This window comes from Paenibacillus sp. NRS-1782 (genome assembly GCF_050467685.1).
Lineage (GTDB): Bacteria > Bacillota > Bacilli > Paenibacillales > Paenibacillaceae > Paenibacillus > Paenibacillus terrae_A.
Genome location: NZ_JBITPH010000049.1, coordinates 65,686 through 84,164 on the forward strand (window position 1 = coordinate 65,686; position 18,479 = coordinate 84,164).

Genomic DNA, 18,479 nt, shown 5'->3' on the forward strand with positions numbered 1-18,479 from the left:
TTGGATGGATCATCTGGTATTTGAGGTTGGATTGGCTATTGCTCTGATCGCCGCAGCCGGACTTATTTCCACCAAACTGCGCTTATCGGTCATCCCTTTTTATATCCTGATTGGAATGGCCGTCGGACCACATGCGATGGAACTGTGGCACTTTGATTTCCGATTTATCGAAAGCGCGCCTTTAATTGATTTTATGGGAAGAATCGGGGTGCTATTTCTTCTCTTCTACCTGGGACTGGAGTTCTCGGTAGGCCGTTTGATTAAATCAGGCCGTTCCATCGCAGTGGGCGGCACCATATATATCGGCATTAATTTTACATTAGGGCTGGCGCTCGGCTTTCTAACTGGTTTTCCCATTGCAGAGACACTCGTCATTGCCGGGATCACGACGATTTCCTCCAGCGCCATTGCTGCCAAGGTGTTGGTCGATCTGAAGCGAACCGCCAATGCTGAAACTGAAATGATTTTAGGCATTATTATGTTTGAGGATGTTTTCCTCGCCGTCTACATTTCCATCCTCTCCGGATTGGTTCTCAGCGATTCATCCTCGCTCGGGGGTGTGCTGTTATCGGCACTAATCGCGCTTGGTTTTATGCTCGCAGTTATTATTATCGGTCGGAAGGCCGTCCCTCTGTTAAATCGAATTCTTCGTATTCGCTCCAATGAGGTATTCGGACTTGTTATTTTTGGCTCCCTGTTTCTTGTGGCAGGTTTTTCGGAAACGATTCATGTGGCGGAAGCCATCGGAGCCTTATTAATCGGACTCGTGCTGGCCGAAACAGAACATGCCAAACGGATTGAGCATTTAATTGTTCCTTTCCGCGATTTCTTCGGCGCTTTATTCTTCTTCAGCTTCGGACTATCTATTGATCCACTGTCTCTGGGCGGAAACGCAATCTGGCTTGCGCTGGCAGCAGTCATTCTTACGTTAATCGGTAACATTTGGGCCGGGATGCTGGCTGGACGCACTGTCTCTCTGTCACCCAAGGCGTCGGCAAATATCGGTTTGACGATTGTGGCCCGCGGTGAGTTCTCGATCATTATGGCTAATTTGGGCAAAGAGGGCGGTTTGCTGGATATTGTTCAGCCCTTTGCAGCTATCTATGTACTTATATTGGCGATTATGGCTCCGTTACTGGCAAAACAGTCAAAACCTATTTTTAATATGATGAATAAGGTTTTCAAATTCAAGGACCACCGCCTTCGAAATGAAGAGAGGAACTCGGTGTAACTGAAATGTAAAAGCTGGATACGACAATCCAATAGGAGGGAAGGCTATGCCGCACGCTGTAAAACATGCCGAAGCTCTATGAGGCGGCTTGTGAAGCCCGCTTCGGGAGATGCGAGCAGGTTCCCTGTCTTTTATACGGTGATTGGCGGTATTACGGCATCCGTCGGTCTGGAATTGTTTTTGCATCCGCATGATATGATCGCTGGTGGCGTCACAGGCATCTCCAGACTCATGTCGCTTTATACACAAGAGCATTTTGGATTACTGCTGTTCATTTTGAACTTGCCGCTTATGCTGCTGTATTCTCTGTCGACCCACAAGCCCATGCTACTTCGGGCGCTTCCAGGTCTGTTTGCCTTTTCAGGCTCAGCCATTATTCTGTCCCCTTTCCCGGCAGTGAGTGGCCACCCGGTAGTATGCGCTCTGGGCGGGGGGATCTGCATCGGACTTGGCGCAGGGCTGGCGGCCCGTCACGGAGGTTTGCTCGATTCTCTGGGGCTGAACGAATCTTCCGATGGCCGTCCGTCCAATCTGTTATTGACGCATCGGAAGATTCCGTTGATACAAATTGTGATGCTTTGTAATGGTTTGCTGCTAATTACGGCTGGTTTCGTGCTAGGCTGGGAGCCAGCTCTGTATTCAGCCCTATCCTGCCTTGCTGCCTATGAAACGACCCGACTGATGTTTACCGGTCTGACTCGGATGATTTGCGTCGTCAGCAAGGATCAGCAAACCGTCGAAGAAGCCTTAAACCGCAGACTCCGTATTTACAGTACGCCTGTGGGAAATCCTGCACAGATGGAGGGCAAAAATAGAGGTGAACGGACAGAGGGAAAAGATGAACAGGTCATCGTCTATAGCGTTCATCTATTGGATTTGCAGCGCTTTAAGGCAGTCATCCAAATGGCAGACCCGCAGGCTGAGATTATGTATATGAAGCGATGGGAAGTGTAGCAAGGCCAAGTATATTTACCGTAATACGTCTTTACTCCATTGTCATGCTGGTTGGCAATATGATAAAATATAGCTAAGATGTATACACTAAAAAAGAGTAAGGATGTTGTAGCATCCTTACTCTTTAGCAACAGCCGCTTATAAGGGCGGTGGCTGTTCAAAGATTTGTCGATCGAAATAGACCGTTTACCTTTGGAGAGGGCGGTCTATTTCTTTTTGTTGAAGGAAATAATCAAGATAACTAACGTTGCAAATTGAATCATCAACATCAGCGTATCTTTAACCTCCACAGGCATCACCTCCTTTGCAGGAGACTAGCCGACCGCCCATCTAAGCCATTCTGTTGTTAAGGGATATTATACCATATAGATATTACTTAGAGGAAGAAAAACGCCTGTTTTAAGTCTAAATTTGAGATTAGTACCCTGATACATAGTTTTGTGACTCATCTTCTGCCCTTTCAATAGCTTGAATAAAGGTAAATAAAGGTTGATCTCTTTTGTACTGAATAGCCTTTTCACCTGTGCCCCCTACCGCTCTCCATTCCCAGTAATTATGCACATCAACCGTCTCCAGAAAATAAACTGACAAGGCTTCGATTGGATTAACAGCATACATTTTTATAAAATCCTCGTTGGAAAGTTGATCATACTTAAGATAATCGTTCTTCATTTTATAGAGCAAAATGGATATATCTTGAGCATTAACATTTACAATTCGATTTAAGAATGCATTGCGCCGTTCGACATTATTCAGTATGATTTGTAAAGCATTGCGAATATCACGAGCATCTGGGCCAACGTTGAGTATATTGATTAAATCGTTAGTCGTCAGATAAGAATTAAACGGTGCTGGCTCAATAATATGTGTCCACACATTGTCGTTCCCTTGTTCAAATACTTGAATAGCATCAGAGACATTAATTCTGATAGTGCTCCATTTGCGGTTTAGGGAATCTGTAATATGGTAGTAGTGCAATTCTGTATCGGTATTCGGAGGACATTTATATGTTAAAGTTCAGAATTAAACTAAAAGAGGTTCTAAAAGATCGTGGAATAACTCAGAAAAAATTAGAGGAACTCTCGGGAGTTCCACAATCCAAAATATCTAATTTGTGCAACAATAAATTTCAAGAACTGAATATAAACAACATCGAAAAAATTGCCCATGCATTACATATCAAAGACATATCTATATTAATGCGATTTGAGGAAAAAGAATAATCAATAATATAAACACATAAAAAAACGCTTATCTACACTAATCCCTCTTCACGGATTAATGAAAGATAAGCGTTTTGTCGTGATTACGCTATATTAACGAAAGTATTCCTAATTTTGCATGATAAAATCATGTTCGATGCTGCTGGCACCGTCAAAGGTACGAATAATATCATAGCGGGTATTGCTTTGTGCCTGCGGCAGAAACGTGAACTATTAGTAGCTTGTTTCAAGATACATCTTAGTATAAGTAGCGGTTGATCATGCGCATAGTGAGCGTGTACTCCCATGCATTTATCCCATCTGATCAAATGAAAGTCCCGTTTCAAGCCGCCGCTGGTTAAACAGCTTCATAACTTGAGCAAAGCTGAAGCCACTCCTCGGCTTTGAAAAGAATCTGCTTAGCAAAAAATATGGACTGCTCGATTATTATATTATGGATGTACTAACTCAATCCAATGACTGATATACTAACGAAAACAATCCAACATTATAGGAGTGGTTGAAAATGGATAAGGTTCGTTACAAGATAAGAGAAGTATCAGACAGTGGCAAAATTGATTCTTTCTTGAATAAAGCGAGGATTGGGCATCTGGGTATGGTTGATGGTAAGTTGCCATACGTTGTTCCGCTCAATTATGTTTGGTCAAACGGAAAGCTTTATTTTCATGGAGCTACAGGCGGGAGACGAAATCAGGTGATGAGTACAAATCCAGAGGTTTGTTTTACAGTTTGCGAAGAATATGGAACTATTACTGATCCAGTACCAGCCAAGACAGACACCGCATATATGAGTGTTATGATTTTCGGCAAGGCTGAGCCTATTGTCGATCTGGACGAAGTTACACTTATGTTGCAGGAAATGATTCGAAAATATGTGCCTGATTATTATAACCGCCCATTAGCCAAACAGCACGTTGACAAATACAGGTCCGCTGTATTCGGAGGTCCAGTTCAGGTATACCGAATTGACCCCTATCATATAACGGCGAAAGAAAATCCAATCGAAGAAGAAAAAATGTATAGACCAGCAAAAACAGTCTAATAGCGGTCTCTAATGAAAACATTTATTTTTGCCAATTTCATGTGTCTATCTTCGTGATCTCCATTCCTGAACCAATATAGAAGGTACTTACATCTATAAAACAGGGTTTGGGATGAAAGTTAAACCAGCCATGTCGAGTAATGACCAAAAGCCATGGATCCTAATCATAAGGACTGTGGCTCTTTACTGATGTTAGAACCAAAAATTTTGATAAGAAGGCATCAGAAATGCGAAAAGCTAAAATACTTGAACAAAATACATGGGTGAGAAGCAGAAAGAGGGTAGAACGAACATGGGCCAATTAGTCGAAGAAAATCTTGAATCCGTACGACAACGGATGGAATTGGCTTGCCAGGCTTCAGGGCGCAAGAAAGAAGATGTGAAATTGTTGTTAGCGACAAAAACCGTACCCCTTGAAAAATTAAAAATTGCCATTCAAGCGGGCGAAACTTTATTTGGTGAAAACAAAGCTCAAGAGCTTTTGGGGAAATTACCGCTTATGCAGCAGTACAACCAGGTGGAATGGCATTTTATCGGACATCTACAAACGAATAAAATAAAAGACGTTGTAAAATATGTCAAGCTCATTCATTCTGTGGACCGTTTGAGATTGGGGCAGGCATTGCATCATCAGCTTTTGAAAGAGAACAAGACCATGGATATTTTGGTGCAAATCAATACGTCCTACGAAGAAAGCAAATTTGGCGCTCCGCCGGAAGCAGCACTGGAGTTAGTTGAACAATTGTCTCAGTTCGAAACGTTAAACATTAAAGGCTTGATGACTATTGGAAAACTGAATGCCTCAAATGACGAAACCAGACATTGCTTCCGATTGTTAAAACAAATTCAAGCACAGATTATGGTAGAAAAATTTCCACGTGTAGAAATAGACACTCTTTCGATGGGCATGTCAGGGGATTTCGAGGTTGCCATCGAAGAAGGAGCTACAATCATACGCGTAGGGACAAGCGTATTTGGCCAACGTTATTTGCCAGACACGTATTACTGGAACGAAAACGCGCGTCAGAACGATTAGGAGAGAGGCAGGAGAGAGCTTATGAACACAACATCAACTTCACTGCGCGGCCGCGATTTAATTTCACCCACTATAGCTGCTTTAATATCTGTCATTGTCAATTATGGGGGTACATTTATTCTCGTATTTCAGGCAGCAAAAGTAGCAGGTCTAAGCTCTGAAATGACCGCTTCATGGATATGGTCGATTTCTATTGGTGTGGGTGTAACTGGTATATGGCTAAGTTACCGATACCGTGAACCGATTATTACCGCTTGGTCAACACCAGGCGTAGCTTTTCTTGTTTCGGCGTTAGCTGTAACCCCCTATCCAGAAGTGATTGGCGCCTATATTATCTCTGCTTTAGGATTTATTATTTTGGGGTTATCGGGGATGTTCGAACGTTTCGTCCGGCTAATCCCTCCAGGCATTGCTTCAGGGCTGCTGGCAGGTATTTTACTGCAGTTTGGCATTTCAGCCTTTGGTGGCGCGAAAGTTGACCCCCTGCTTGTAGTTGTCCTGTTTACTGCGTATGTAGTATTAAGAAGGTTTACATCCCGTTACGCTATCGTGGGTATTTTGGCAATCGGACTTATTTATTTAATTAGTGTGGGGAAAGTAGATTTCAGTAATATCAAATTGGCAATTGCATCGCCGGTATTTGTCGTTCCAGAGTTTTCGTTTCATGCTTTATTGGGTGTTGCATTACCGCTGTTTATTATTACCTTGACAGGACAATATATGCCTGGAATGCTAGTGTTACGAAATGACGGATTTAAAACGAGCGCGAATCCGATTTTGACTGTAACGGGTTTAGGCTCGCTCTTAACAGCGCCTTTTGGTTCACACGCCTTTAATGTAGCAGCAATTACAGCGGCGATTTGTACAGGGAAAGACGCGCACGAGGATTCAACAAAACGTTACATTGCAGGTATTGCCTGTGGCATTTTTTACATTGTTGTCGGCATTTTTGGTGTGACGCTGTCTGCTCTGTTTCTGATTCTTCCTGCTACCTTTATCGCCACCTTAGCAGGATTGGCACTCCTGGGTACAATTGGCGGTAGCCTTGCCAACGCATTAACAGATCCCAAGGGACGTGAGACAGCATTAATTACTTTTTTGGCAACAGCCGCAAATGTTACATTACTTGGAGTTGGAGGTGCATTTTGGGGACTTATTACAGGTTTGACGGCACATATTTTGATACATGGACAGTTTCGAAAAAAGCAGTATAGTACGAATGTAATACAACAAGCCGAGCAGAAACAATAGAAGGCTTGAAATCAGTACAGAAACAGATAAAGTCACAAAGGTATGGCAGATATATTGTGGAGGCGCTTTAATGATGCATCTCGGCGTAGACGGCGTCTTATAAAAGCATCTCCGCAAGGCGATAAATACCGACTTCAATTGCCTCCTCATCTACTTTAGCAAAACCAAGTACCCATCCTTTTCGGTCGCTATTTAGACAATAATTGCTTAGGGGATAAACACGTATTCCTTCTTTGAGCGCTTGGTTCGTCGCAGCTTCTTCGTCAAACGATTCCTCAGCTTCGAGAAGCATGTGCAATCCTGTTTCTACCCCACTGAGTTTAAAACGCTTGTCCAGACCAGTAGCAGCTATGGCCTTTGTCATGGCTGCATGTCTGCGCCGATATACATTTCTGACTCTTCTCATGTGGCGCATGAAATGCCCGTGTTCAATAAAATGAGCAAGCGTCAATTGTTCCATAATTGGAAGATGACGATAAGTGAGTGCATGGACATGAGCAAGCTGTTGGATGGCCCCTTTTGGCCCAACAATCGCCGATATTCGGATTCCAGGAGCAACCATTTTGGAAAAGCTCATCATATATAACGTATTTTGGGGTTGATGGCTGAATAACGTAGGAAGTGGGTCCCCACGATATCGAAATTCACTATCATAATCGTCCTCAACAATCCAAAATTGATGTTGTGAAGCCTTACGTAACAATTGTTGCCTCCGGGGTTCCGACATTATGACTCCAACTGCACACTGATGCGAAGGCGTGACAAAAGTTAGCTTGGATTGTGGGTGAATGCGATCTACCTGTAATCCGTACTCGTCAACAGGAACGGGCACCACATTCATACTCCTATATTTCATGGTCATCCAAGCGGCAGGAAAACCGGGATCTTCAACAGAAACCGTGTCCCCTTCCGTTAATAGCGCTTGGGCGATCAAATCAAGGCTATGCTGCGCTCCTGAGGTTAACATAATTTGATCAATATGCACATGGATTCCTCGTTCAAGTGACAAATACCGTTGTATCTGTTCGCGAAGTGATACAAAACCGTAGGCGTTACCATAAGCCCAATTCCCCAAGTCCATTTCTGTGGAGGCTTGTAAAAATGATTGTCTCCATTTTCTTTGAAAATGTTGGTCCAAATAAGGCTCGTGGGGACAGAAATCAATCTCCACATTTTGCTCTTCTTTGCCTCTAAGCCAGCCGTGTAGATGATTGACTGCAGCCTTTAATACAGGTAATTCAGGGGTGACTGGCCCTTGAGGCATAACATCTTCAAAAGAGCCTGTTATATAGCTCCACTCACTTACCCTTGTTCCACCGCGCCGAGATGTCACGGTGTATCCACGGCTGAATAATTCCTCATAAACAATCTGTATGGTTGAGCGCGAGACACCGACTAATAAAGCGAGCTCACGAGATGGGAGTAGCAATTCCCCTGGTGGCCATTTTCCTGTTCTAATATTATGAATCGCTTGGTCTAGAAGTTGCTGCCATAGGGGACGTTGGTCGTTTCGGTTAACTTTGAGCATAAGATTCACCTTCATATGTATTTGAATTCAACATGTGGATTGCTTAAATGACTTATTAATGTATGATTATAACACTCCATTAATTAATATACTATCATGACGATAGCTGCCTTTCAATACGATAGTATTTAGAAAAAGAGGACAACTAGAGCGTTTCTCTAAACTTTAAGCAGCCAAATCATGATGGAAGCCAACGTCAAAAAAGCTTGTCTATCATTAATCCTTCCATTTGGATTAATGATAGACAAGTTTTGTGTTACGATCGCAAAATAACAGGTTATATGCTCCATTATGTGTTAATTTAGTTATGGTGTGTTTGTCTTAATTTTGCATAATAAAGTCATGTTCAATACTGCTGGCACCGTCAAAGGTACGAATAATATCATAGCGGGTATTGCGCTGTGCCGGAACATGACCCGTTTCACGAATCAGCTGTAAAATGGATTCGATGTTGACTTTGTACGTTGCACCTGCGGCGGAAACGACGTTTTCCTCAATCATCGTACTGCCGAAGTCGTCGCAACCGTAATACAGTGATTTTTTACCGATCTCTGGTCCCATCGTTACCCACGAAGACTGAATATGCTTGATGTTATCCAGTACAAGACGGCTGATTGCAACAGTCTTCAAATATTCCTCTGGCGTCTGGCGTTCCTTTTTCAGGTTCGTATTATCCGGTTGGAAGGTCCATGGAATAAAGGCCAGGAAGCCTTCGGAATCATATTTGTTTGCAATGCATTCGTCCTGGGCATCACGAACACGCAATAAATGCAGCGCACGCTCCTCCATCAACTCGCCAAAGCCGATAACCATCGTGGCAGTCGTGTTCATACCCACCTTGTGAGCGGTCTGCATCACGTCCATCCAATCCCGCCAAGAGCCTTTGAGACGGCTGATTTTGCGGCGTGTGCGGTCATCCAAAATTTCTCCGCCCCCGCCTGGCAGGGAATCCAATCCGGCTTCATGAATGGCTCGAATCGTATCTTCCATGGACAAGCCGGATTTTTCCTTCATCTTATGAATTTCAGCCGGCGAGAAGGAGTGCATCGTAATATCGGGAAAACGATCCTTGATCGCTTTGAGCAAATCGGTATAATAACTGAACGGCAGATTAGGATTCACACCGCCTTGCATCAGAATTTCGGTGCCGCCTACATCCTGCGTTTCCTTGATTTTCTGGAAAATCACTTCATCGGGGAGGACATAGCCTTCATCTGAACCCGGTCTGCGGTAAAAAGCGCAAAAGCGGCAGTATACGTCACAGACGTTCGTATAGTTAATATTTCGTCCGATGACAAAGGTTTTGATCGGATTAGGATGCATACGGTTCATCACTTTGTTCGCCGCGTGACCAATCTTTTCTACCTCGTCCGACTCGAACAAAGCAACGGTGTCCTCTAAATTCAGGCGTTCGCTGCGCAGGGCTTTATCTAAAATATGGTCGATTACACTCATGGTGTATCCTCCTTCGCTTTCACAGGGGGACGAAATGAAAGACAGGACTTATGAACGAGAATGATTTCACAAACCTGCGTTCGAACCCTGTCGTATTATATGTGTTCATGACTGGCTTTGTATTTGTCTGTGCTATATAGCATAGTAAAACCTAATGATAATACTAACATATCTTTAGGTAAGGAACCATACTTATTCCCGTTTCTTTCTGCTTTCTACCCAGGGGATGATGCGACGAACAAGCTATAATTCTACGGTACATTGTCTCATGGAAATGGAAAATGGGGTTGTGCAACACCGTTCATATTGTCCTCCGCCATGTCGTCCTACACAAAGCAGCAAGCTTCCCACTACACAGAAGCTTGCTGCTTATTTAGATTTTATGTTTATGTTGCTGTGTTTTTGTTTTAGCGAAGAGCCTCATTCAGATCACTGATCAGATCATCAATATCCTCCAGACCTACGGAGAAACGTAGCAGACCGTCCGTGATTCCACGCTCCAGACGTACACTATGCGGCATTGCAGCATGTGACATCATCGCCGGATACGACAAGATACTTTCCACAGCGCCCAGACTTACCGCCACAATCGGAATTTGTATGCGATTGAGTACCTCTTTTGCACGCTCACCGGAACCTACATCAAACGAGATCACCGCTCCGTATCCACTGGATTGGCTCTCATGTACGGCACGCCCCGGATGATTTTCCAGACCCGGATAGTATACCGCCTCAATGTCACTTCGCTCGTTCAGCCAATTGGCCAGCTTCGCTGCACTCTTTTCGCTGTGAGCCATACGCGCTTCCAGTGTCTTCATCCCGCGCATAAGCAACCACGACTCCTGTGGGGCCAATACGGTTCCAAGCCCATTTTGAAGCTGCTTGATTTGTCTGCCCAACGACTCCGTACGTGCTACCGCAAGACCTGCCAATACATCGCTATGGCCGCCGAGAAATTTGGTTGCACTGTGCAACACGATATCGACACCCTGCTCAATTGGACGTTGATAATATGGCGTCATAAAGGTGTTATCCAGCAGTGTCAGCAGTCCTTTATCCTGTGCCCAAGCTGTTACCCCTGCCACATCGGTGATTTTGAGGGTTGGATTGGACGGAGTCTCCATGTACACTGCCTTCGTATTTTCCTGCAATGCTTCTTTCACAAGGCTGATGTCTGTCATATCGACGAAGGTGGTTTCAATATTCATCCGTTTTAAAATCGAAGTCAGCAGACGGTAGGTCCCCCCATATACATCCTCCGAAACAATGACATGATCCCCTGCGGACAACAGCATAAACGTACTGGATATTGCCGCCATGCCTGATGCAAAGGCAAACCCTCTGGCCCCGCCTTCCAGTAAGGCGATATAGTCCTCCAAAGCTTGCCGTGTCGGGTTGCCGGAACGGCTGTAGTCATGCAGCGGAGGATTGAAAATATCGTGATGGTGAAAGGTGGACGCCTGATAAATCGGTACGCTCGATGCACCCGTAACACTATCGATTTCAGAGCCAAAATGTAGCAGCTTGGTAGCGAATTTCCGTTCTTTTTCCGACTCTTGCCCGATTTTCCGTACGTCCTCAATCATTGCTGTTGTCCTCCTTCAATTTCCTGGCGCGCCGCCTCCAACGCTGAATGCAAATCTTCAATTAAATCATCCGTATGCTCAATGCCGACGGAGAAGCGCAGCAACCGATCATCTACTCCCACTGCATCCCGAATCTCAGCCGGTATATCAGCATGTGTCTGTACAGCAGGATAAGTCATTAACGATTCCACACCGCCCAGACTTTCTGCAAAAGCAATAAGCTTAATGTTTCGAAGCAAGGGCTCCACATAACGGGCATCTTTTACTTTAAAAGAGAAAATACCTGTGTTGCCGCTGGATTGTTTGTTTTGAATCTCACGCCCTGGATGACCCTCAAGTCCCGGATAAAACACCTCAGCCACCGCCGGATGCGTCAGCAGATAATTGGCCAGCACCGTCGCATTGTGCTCATGCCGATCCATACGCAGCGCCAATGTTTTCATGCCCTTCATCAACTGGTAGCTATCGCTCGGAGAAAGTACAGCACCAATGGAATTGTGCAGGAAGGAAATTTCGGCTGATAGCTCCTTACCCTTGGTTACGATCAAGCCTGCCAGCACATCATTGTGTCCGCCCAGATACTTGGTTGCGCTATGTACCACAATATCGGCACCCAGCTCCAAAGGACGCTGGAAATACGGTGTTAACAGCGTATTATCTACAATGGTAAGCAGCTGACGTTGTGACGCCCATTCGGCTACAGCCCGAATATCCGTAATCATCATTAATGGATTCGTAGGCGTTTCAATGAATACCGCTTTGGTATTCGGTCGACATGACTGCTCGATGGCTTCAAGATCGTTCGTATCCACATAACTCGCCGTCACGCCGAATCTGGATAAAATACGTTCCAGCAAACGATACGTGCCTCCATACAGATCCAGCGATACAATCAGATGATCCCCTTGTCCAAACAGGGCAAATACCGTTTGCAGCGCCGCCATACCTGAACTGCATGCAAAGCCTGCATCACCGGATTCCAGTGTAGCGGACGCCTCCTCCAGCACCTTGCGTGTCGGATTGATCGTCCGAATGTAATCAAATCCTGTGCTTTGACCCAAACGGGGATGGCGAAACGCCGTAGATTGATAAATCGGAAAATTCACCGCTCCGGTTACCGGCTCTTCGATTGAACCAATTTGTGCTAATCTGCTTTCGATTTTCCACTGTTTCTCACTCATATGAATCCTCCTGTTCATTTCCACAATAGGTGCATAACATATGCCGCAAAATTGGATTATCATATCTATACTGCTGCGCTGCTGCAAGGTGGTACTGCGTAGATATAAACGTTAAGCCCCATTTTAAATCTGGGGCCCGATATCAAAAGGAGTTTCTTGGTATACATAGTAGTTGAGCCAATTTGAAAATAATAAATTGGCATGCGCACGCCAGGTTGAGGGCGGTGTACGCTCAGGGTCATTGTTGGGAAAATAATTTTTCGGTACTTCAATATCCATCCCTTTGGCGACATCACGATCATATTCCCATTTCAGAGAAAGTGGATCGTATTCGGAATGTCCAGTCACAAAGATTTGTTTGCCATCACGCGTAGCTACCAAATACACTCCGGCTTCCTCAGATTCGGATAAAAGCTCCAGTTCGGCGATATGCTCGATATCTTCGCGCCGAACCTCTGTATGCCGGGAATGAGGTGCATAAAACATTTCATCAAAACCGCGTAGCAACTTCACTTTAGGTTTAATAACGCTATGTGAAAACACGCCAAAGCATTTGTAATCAAGTCCGTATTTAGGAACATCGAAATGATGGTACAGACCCGCCTGTGAGGCCCAACAGATATGCATGGTCGAAGTTACATTCGTTTTCGTCCATTCAAAAATTTGCCGGATTTCCTCCCAGTAGTTCACATCTTCAAACTCAAGCTGTTCAACGGGTGCTCCAGTAACAACCATACCGTCAAAGCGGCTGTTTCTGATCTCGTCAAAGGTTTTATAAAACATGTTCAAATATTCCTGCGATGTATTTTTAGATACATGTGACTTCATGTGCACCAGCGTAACGTCCACTTGAAGCGGAGTATTGCCGACCAGACGCAACAGTTGGGTTTCCGTTGTCTCTTTGGTAGGCATCAAATTCAAAATGGCGATACGCAACGGACGAATATCCTGATGATAAGCAAGGCTTTCATCCATTACGAAAATATTTTCGCCCTCCAGCACTTCCTTGGCAGGTAGTGTATCCGGAATTTTAATCGGCATGTAAATTCACTCCTTGTTCGGTGAAGTTTTTTGCGAAAATCGTCATGTTGAGATGCCGGGCATATAATAAAAAGACCTTCCTCGGTTACGAGAAAGGTCATATTTGTATCCATATGCGCCTCTCTCATCTGTCAGGGCATCGCTCTTTGTAAAAAGCGCGCGTCCTGCAAGAATTAGCACCGTGCGATTAAAATCGCCGGTTGCCGGGTATCATCGGGCTAGTCCCTCCACCTGCTCTTGATAAGATTTCGCTATATTCAATTTGGGTTCATAAAAAGTTCTTGTTGTTCACTTTAATGCATCCGATGGGCTTCGTCAAGATGAGACTTGTAATTTTTCACCCCTGCATTCACACTTCGTCTAATATTTCCATATGTTAAATCATACATTACCCTATCGTCGAAGCTCTTGTCACTCGTGTTGTTTAGCCCATGATTTTGCGCTTGAAAGGCTGTAGGCCGAGCGTTATACTATACAAGTGCTATAGGCGAAAATTTAAAGCAGTGGTGCAGATTTAGAGTGCTTTCTGCGATCCTGTGGCAACCTAAAAAAGAACATGTGTGAGGTGAATCCGGAATGGAAGGCGACCCGAGTCCGAATAGGCGGCGATCCCTGAACAACAGCATAGGAATGACTTCAGCTTGCCGAAAGACGGGACGCCAGGCTCTGCATGCTCCAAAAGCCTCTTGCTTTTGATGGGGATCCGCTTAACCGCTCCGGCTAACTGGCTAACTGAGTCATTCCTTATGCTTTTAGGTACACGTATTTTCCGTTACGACGGAGCATAAGGAGTGACATATATGAAAATCCGTTTGGTAAACAACGGGGTTTTTACCCCTGTCGAAGAAATTGAAATGGCGCTTACTCCGCCAACAGAAGGCTTTTATTGGATTGATGCCGATGTTGATGATCTGGCAGTGCTCCAGCCTTTGTTCTCCATGCATGATCTCGCGGTAGAGGACTGTTTGAGTGAAGAAGAGCAGCGTCCGAAGATTGAAATTTACGAAAGCCATTATTTTATCGTTGTAAACAGTATTCGTTTTGATGATGAAGAAATATTTTTACGTGCTTTGAACATTTTCCTGGGCCGCCATTTTATCATTACGGTGACAAAGCAGAAAATCAATGAGCTACGCACCCTCAAGCCTATGCTATGGGAGCAGGAGGTCAGCCAGCCTGACCGTTTTATGTATCTGTTGATCGACTTGATCGTTGACAACTATTTTCTGGTTGGTGACCGGATTGAGGTTCGCATTGAAAAGCTGGAAGAAGACATTTTGATGCATACGAAAAAATCGCATTTGAATGAAATTATCGGCTTACGCAGTGAGATTCTGTGGCTAAAAAAAGTGCTTGGTCCACAAAAAGAAGTCATCAATACGTTGAACAAACGGGATTTACGACTGATTGACGATCAATTGCAAAAATATTTCAGCGATATTTATGAAAATGCCGTGAAAATTTCGGAGACTTTCGAAACTTACCGCGATCTAATGGGTAACCTTCGAGAAGCTTATCAATCCAGTATCGCTAACCGTGCGAATGAAATCATGCGCGTGTTTACAGCGATTACAACCGTGTTTATGCCGTTGACGGTGATTACCGGAATTTATGGTATGAACTTTGATAATATGCCTGAGCTTCATACACGTTATGGTTATTTTGTCGTCATTGGTATTATGGTGACGCTGGGTGTCAGCATGTTTTGTATTTTCCGCAAGAAGGATTGGGTTTGAAAAGAATCAGCGGTAGCCGTATCCTCACAGGATATAGCTGCCGCTTTTTTTGTGTGGTTATTTTTATATTTTCGCTATGTTATCCCGCATGTCGATTTGATGCTACCTGATGGCGAAAACGGATACGAATCAGACGCAGCCGCTCATAAACTTGATCCAGTCCCGTTTCCGCAGCCTGTTCCTCACCATATACCCGCAGCATGACGGGCTTGAGCAGCGTATCCCCCAGTTCTTCATACGCAGACCAGATCGCCATCTGCTCTTCTTCAGATACGTTCACTAATTCCTGACGGATCAGTTTTTCCATATCGATTCCATCTCGATCCAAATGCTCTACTGCTTCAATCATTTCTCTACGATGTAACCCCGCCTTCAGTCCAATATGCTCCAATGTAAGACCGTCTGAAATACCTTCAATAATGGTTTTTGTCAGACTGAATTTATTCAGTTCCTGCTTATATTGGTTCTCTTTTTGCTTGTAAAGCCATGATAAGAAAACTTCCTCATCCAGCGTCTCTGTTACCCAATTTAGCGGAAATGGCGTAGTCCGGTCATTTTGTGTCGTAATAGCCAGCAGCTCTGGCCCATATTGAGATATTTTACCCTGCCCCATCCCTGGTAGCTCCAGCAACTCCTCCTCGGTATGGGGAAGATATACGCTAATCAACCGGAGCAGACGATTGGTGGCAATAAAATAAGGTGCCTTTCGCTCGGCAGCCGCCTTTTGCCGCCTCCACATCGTCAATTGCTCATACACATCATCACGCGGAAACAAATCACTATAGCAATACAGCTTTTGTAATGTTTGTCCACGTCCTGTTGCTCCTGCCCCTTCCTGCTCATGAAAAACACCATGGATTAAGGGTCTGTAGCCCTCTGCCATCTTCAGCGCCAGCTCATGGCGGTATACATGCAGCAACTCCTGCCACAAGCTACCCTCGTACCAAAGATCATCTGTACTTTCATCCAAGCTGTGTTGTGTGCTCCATCCTGCACTCCATACCCCATCATGTTGTCCAATCCATACCTGGGCAAATAGCTCATGGCCCTGTTCATTCCGTTTGGACAAGCGGTTTAAAAATACGATTTCCATGCTTTTTTCCTCCATGCTTATAATTGGGTTACAGTCCGGTACAACGCCAAACGCAAAAAAGCACCTATCTCGCGTATTTGCAAGAAAGGTGCTTCCCTTTTTGAGCCGTACTATGCTGTTGCCTATATGATAACCGTACCTCGTATCGCCGTCAACCCGAAATTTTCATTTGTTCAGCTTTTCCTTTGCCAAGGCAAGAGCACCGCACAATCCGGCATTGTCTCCCAAGCCTGGGGCCACGATATATTGATCAATTTCTGTAGTCAGACTCGGATGCTGTACGTATCCGTGCAACAGTTTTTGAAGCTCGGCGCGAACGAGTGAGAACAGCTGCTCCTGCTTCATCACTCCACCGCCCATAATAATTTTTTGCGGTGAAAGAATCAATACATAGCTCATCAAAGCCTGTGCCAGATAATAAGCTTCCATCTCCCAAGCCGGGTGATCCACAGAAAGCTCATGTCCTTTGACCTTCCATCTTTTTTCAAGTGCAGGACCTGCTGCTAATCCTTCCACACAATCTCCGTGATAAGGACATGTCCCTTCATAAGTATCTTTTGGATGACGACGCACCAGGATGTGGCCCATTTCAGGATGTGACAATCCATGAATCAGCTTTCCACCGACCAAAGCACCCGCTCCGATACCTGTACCTATCGTAATATAGAGACAGCTATCCAGTCCCTTAGCCGTCCCCCAAATGGATTCGCCCAATGCTGCACCGTTCACATCCGTGTCAAATCCCATAGGTACGTCAAAATGCTCTTTCAGTTTGCCAATCAGGTTATAATTGCCCCAATGCGGCTTTGGCGTTGTTGTAATATAGCCATATGTATCACTGCCTTCGATAGGATCAATCGGCCCGAACGACCCTACGCCCAGCGCTTCAATACCCTTCCCTTCAAAAAATGCAACGACATTCGCCATCGTTTCTGCTGGCGTGGCTGTAGGAAAGCTCGCGCGTTCCAGCACCTCTCCCTGTTCGTTGCCAATTCCACATACAAATTTGGTACCACCTGCCTCAATTGCTCCCAATACTGTCATAGCTGCTGTTGTCCCCTCTCAGTCATGATCCGGTTCTCTCTACCCTATATTCGCCTGAAACGCGTCCAAGGTCAATCCCCTTAAAAGGACACTAACGCACAAAGCGCCAGCATCCTCATATGTGTAATGCGAGCTCCGGGTTGTACCTGTGAAGCCAAACTGGCTTCGTTATGATCCAGTTGCCACACCCATTAACGTACACAAGCTTTTCATTTCAAGCTCCTCAAACTTGTCTACAATTTGCACATGATCCAGTGTCAGCAGACAGCTGTCCAGTTCGCATGCTACAGGTACACCACAGTGAATTTCAGCCAACTTACGTGACAAATGCAGCATATCCAGATCACTCTCAATCTTTTTGCGCACCGCCGGCGTCAATTGATCCAGATTCTCCAGAATACCTTCAATGGAGTCATATTCCTGTACCAGCTTGAGTGCCGTCTTTTCACCAATGCCTCGTACTCCCGGGTAATTGTCGCTTGCATCCCCCATTAGGCCCTTGAGGTCCACGACTTGGCGAGGTTTGAGTCCTTTTTCAGACAGCAGCGTTTCCGGGGTATACACCATATAATTGCCGTGGCCTTTTTTCATGATAATGACCCGTGTCCGCTCATCCACCAATTGGAGTAAATCATGATCTCCGGAGAGAATCATTACATCCATGTCCTCAGTCTGCGTATAAAGGCGTGCCAGCGTACCGATACAATCATCCGCTTCAAAACCTGCCGCTCCAATGTTAGGAATGCCGAGGCTGTCCGTCACTTCACGGATCAATGTAAATTGAGGAATCAAATCATCTGGCGCGTCAGCCCGATTGCCCTTGTACGCAGCAAAATGTTCCCCGCGGAACGTCGTTCCTCCCATATCCCAGCAGCATACGACATGCGTCGGATTATAGGTTTGTACCGCATCCCAAAAATATCGAATAAAACCATATATGGCGTTCGTTGGCACTCCGGCCTTTGTACGCCTTATATAACCGTTTGCAGCAGTTGCATAATAAGCGCGGAATAACAGAGCCATGCCGTCAACCAGCATTATGGATTGTTCTTTACGTTGTGTCACAGATTGTATTGCT

17 protein-coding genes and 1 riboswitch are annotated in these 18,479 nt (G+C 45.0%); of the genes, 7 read left to right on the forward strand and 10 right to left on the reverse strand.

The features are described from left to right. The first annotated feature begins 4 nt into the window (after positions 1-4). Positions 5-1,231, forward strand: a complete 1,227-nt coding sequence (locus ACIFQM_RS19065) for a cation:proton antiporter (RefSeq protein WP_430040979.1) — start codon at positions 5-7, stop codon at positions 1,229-1,231. 90 nt (positions 1,232-1,321) lie between these two features. Next, positions 1,322-2,185: a YitT family protein gene (locus ACIFQM_RS19070; protein WP_430041039.1), complete on the forward strand. Its 864-nt coding sequence runs from the start codon at positions 1,322-1,324 to the stop codon at positions 2,183-2,185. A 206-nt stretch (positions 2,186-2,391) separates the two neighbouring features. Here the strand turns inward: ACIFQM_RS19070 and ACIFQM_RS19075 are convergent, their stop codons facing one another. Both ACIFQM_RS19075 and ACIFQM_RS19080 read right to left on the reverse strand, forming a co-directional pair. Next, on the reverse strand, positions 2,392-2,481 hold the full coding sequence (locus ACIFQM_RS19075; RefSeq protein ID WP_007429455.1) for a putative holin-like toxin: 90 nt from the start codon (positions 2,479-2,481) through the stop codon (positions 2,392-2,394). A gap of 121 nt (positions 2,482-2,602) precedes the next feature. Further along, the gene (locus ACIFQM_RS19080) at positions 2,603-3,061 is read right to left on the reverse strand and encodes a hypothetical protein (RefSeq protein ID WP_430040978.1); all 459 of its coding nucleotides are present in this window, start codon (positions 3,059-3,061) and stop codon (positions 2,603-2,605) included. Between the two features lie 131 nt (positions 3,062-3,192). Between ACIFQM_RS19080 and ACIFQM_RS19085 the strand changes: the two genes are divergently transcribed. From ACIFQM_RS19085 to ACIFQM_RS19100, 4 genes are all read left to right on the forward strand, one after another. After that, positions 3,193-3,408: a helix-turn-helix domain-containing protein gene (locus ACIFQM_RS19085; RefSeq protein WP_430065981.1), complete on the forward strand. Its 216-nt coding sequence runs from the start codon at positions 3,193-3,195 to the stop codon at positions 3,406-3,408. A gap of 505 nt (positions 3,409-3,913) precedes the next feature. Then, positions 3,914-4,450 (forward strand): pyridoxamine 5'-phosphate oxidase family protein, encoded by a 537-nt coding sequence (locus ACIFQM_RS19090; protein ID WP_430040976.1) that lies wholly within the window; start codon positions 3,914-3,916, stop codon positions 4,448-4,450. Positions 4,451-4,742: 292 nt separating this feature from the next. After that, complete coding sequence (locus tag ACIFQM_RS19095) at positions 4,743-5,486, forward strand: YggS family pyridoxal phosphate-dependent enzyme (RefSeq protein WP_430041038.1); 744 nt, start codon at positions 4,743-4,745, stop codon at positions 5,484-5,486. A gap of 21 nt (positions 5,487-5,507) precedes the next feature. Beyond that, positions 5,508-6,737 (forward strand): benzoate/H(+) symporter BenE family transporter, encoded by a 1,230-nt coding sequence (locus ACIFQM_RS19100; RefSeq protein ID WP_430040975.1) that lies wholly within the window; start codon positions 5,508-5,510, stop codon positions 6,735-6,737. A gap of 97 nt (positions 6,738-6,834) precedes the next feature. On the opposite strand, the gene ACIFQM_RS19105 is transcribed toward ACIFQM_RS19100, so the two are convergent. The 5 genes from ACIFQM_RS19105 to metA form a co-directional block, all read right to left on the reverse strand. Beyond that, a complete protein-coding gene (locus tag ACIFQM_RS19105; protein WP_430065983.1) occupies positions 6,835-8,265 on the reverse strand; it encodes a PLP-dependent aminotransferase family protein in 1,431 nt (476 codons plus the stop codon). Between the two features lie 321 nt (positions 8,266-8,586). Beyond that, positions 8,587-9,720 carry a cyclic dehypoxanthinyl futalosine synthase gene (gene mqnC, locus ACIFQM_RS19110; RefSeq protein WP_430040973.1) on the reverse strand — a complete coding sequence of 378 codons (1,134 nt, stop codon included), beginning with the start codon at positions 9,718-9,720 and terminating at the stop codon, positions 8,587-8,589. A gap of 407 nt (positions 9,721-10,127) precedes the next feature. After that, positions 10,128-11,306 carry a trans-sulfuration enzyme family protein gene (locus ACIFQM_RS19115; protein WP_430040972.1) on the reverse strand — a complete coding sequence of 393 codons (1,179 nt, stop codon included), beginning with the start codon at positions 11,304-11,306 and terminating at the stop codon, positions 10,128-10,130. Next, complete coding sequence (locus tag ACIFQM_RS19120) at positions 11,303-12,487, reverse strand: PLP-dependent transferase (RefSeq protein ID WP_430040971.1); 1,185 nt, start codon at positions 12,485-12,487, stop codon at positions 11,303-11,305. Before ACIFQM_RS19120 ends, ACIFQM_RS19115 begins: the two co-directional genes overlap by 4 nt. 123 nt (positions 12,488-12,610) lie before the next feature. Then, the gene (metA, locus tag ACIFQM_RS19125; protein ID WP_430040970.1) at positions 12,611-13,528 is read right to left on the reverse strand and encodes a homoserine O-acetyltransferase MetA; all 918 of its coding nucleotides are present in this window, start codon (positions 13,526-13,528) and stop codon (positions 12,611-12,613) included. 121 nt (positions 13,529-13,649) lie between these two features. Next, a riboswitch (SAM riboswitch) is annotated at positions 13,650-13,775 on the reverse strand. A gap of 553 nt (positions 13,776-14,328) precedes the next feature. Between metA and corA the strand changes: the two genes are divergently transcribed. Further along, on the forward strand, positions 14,329-15,264 hold the full coding sequence (gene corA / locus ACIFQM_RS19130) for a magnesium/cobalt transporter CorA (protein ID WP_430040969.1): 936 nt from the start codon (positions 14,329-14,331) through the stop codon (positions 15,262-15,264). 79 nt (positions 15,265-15,343) lie between these two features. Here corA and ACIFQM_RS19135 read toward each other — a convergent pair whose 3' ends face one another. The 3 genes from ACIFQM_RS19135 to ACIFQM_RS19145 form a co-directional block, all read right to left on the reverse strand. Further along, positions 15,344-16,357 carry an HRDC domain-containing protein gene (locus tag ACIFQM_RS19135; protein ID WP_430040968.1) on the reverse strand — a complete coding sequence of 338 codons (1,014 nt, stop codon included), beginning with the start codon at positions 16,355-16,357 and terminating at the stop codon, positions 15,344-15,346. A 165-nt stretch (positions 16,358-16,522) separates the two neighbouring features. Beyond that, positions 16,523-17,401: an ROK family protein gene (locus ACIFQM_RS19140; RefSeq protein WP_430040967.1), complete on the reverse strand. Its 879-nt coding sequence runs from the start codon at positions 17,399-17,401 to the stop codon at positions 16,523-16,525. Positions 17,402-17,569: 168 nt separating this feature from the next. Then, entirely contained in the window at positions 17,570-18,466 is an 897-nt protein-coding gene (locus ACIFQM_RS19145; RefSeq protein ID WP_283655235.1) for a 5'-3' exonuclease, read from the reverse strand. Between the last annotated feature and the right edge of the window lie 13 nt (positions 18,467-18,479).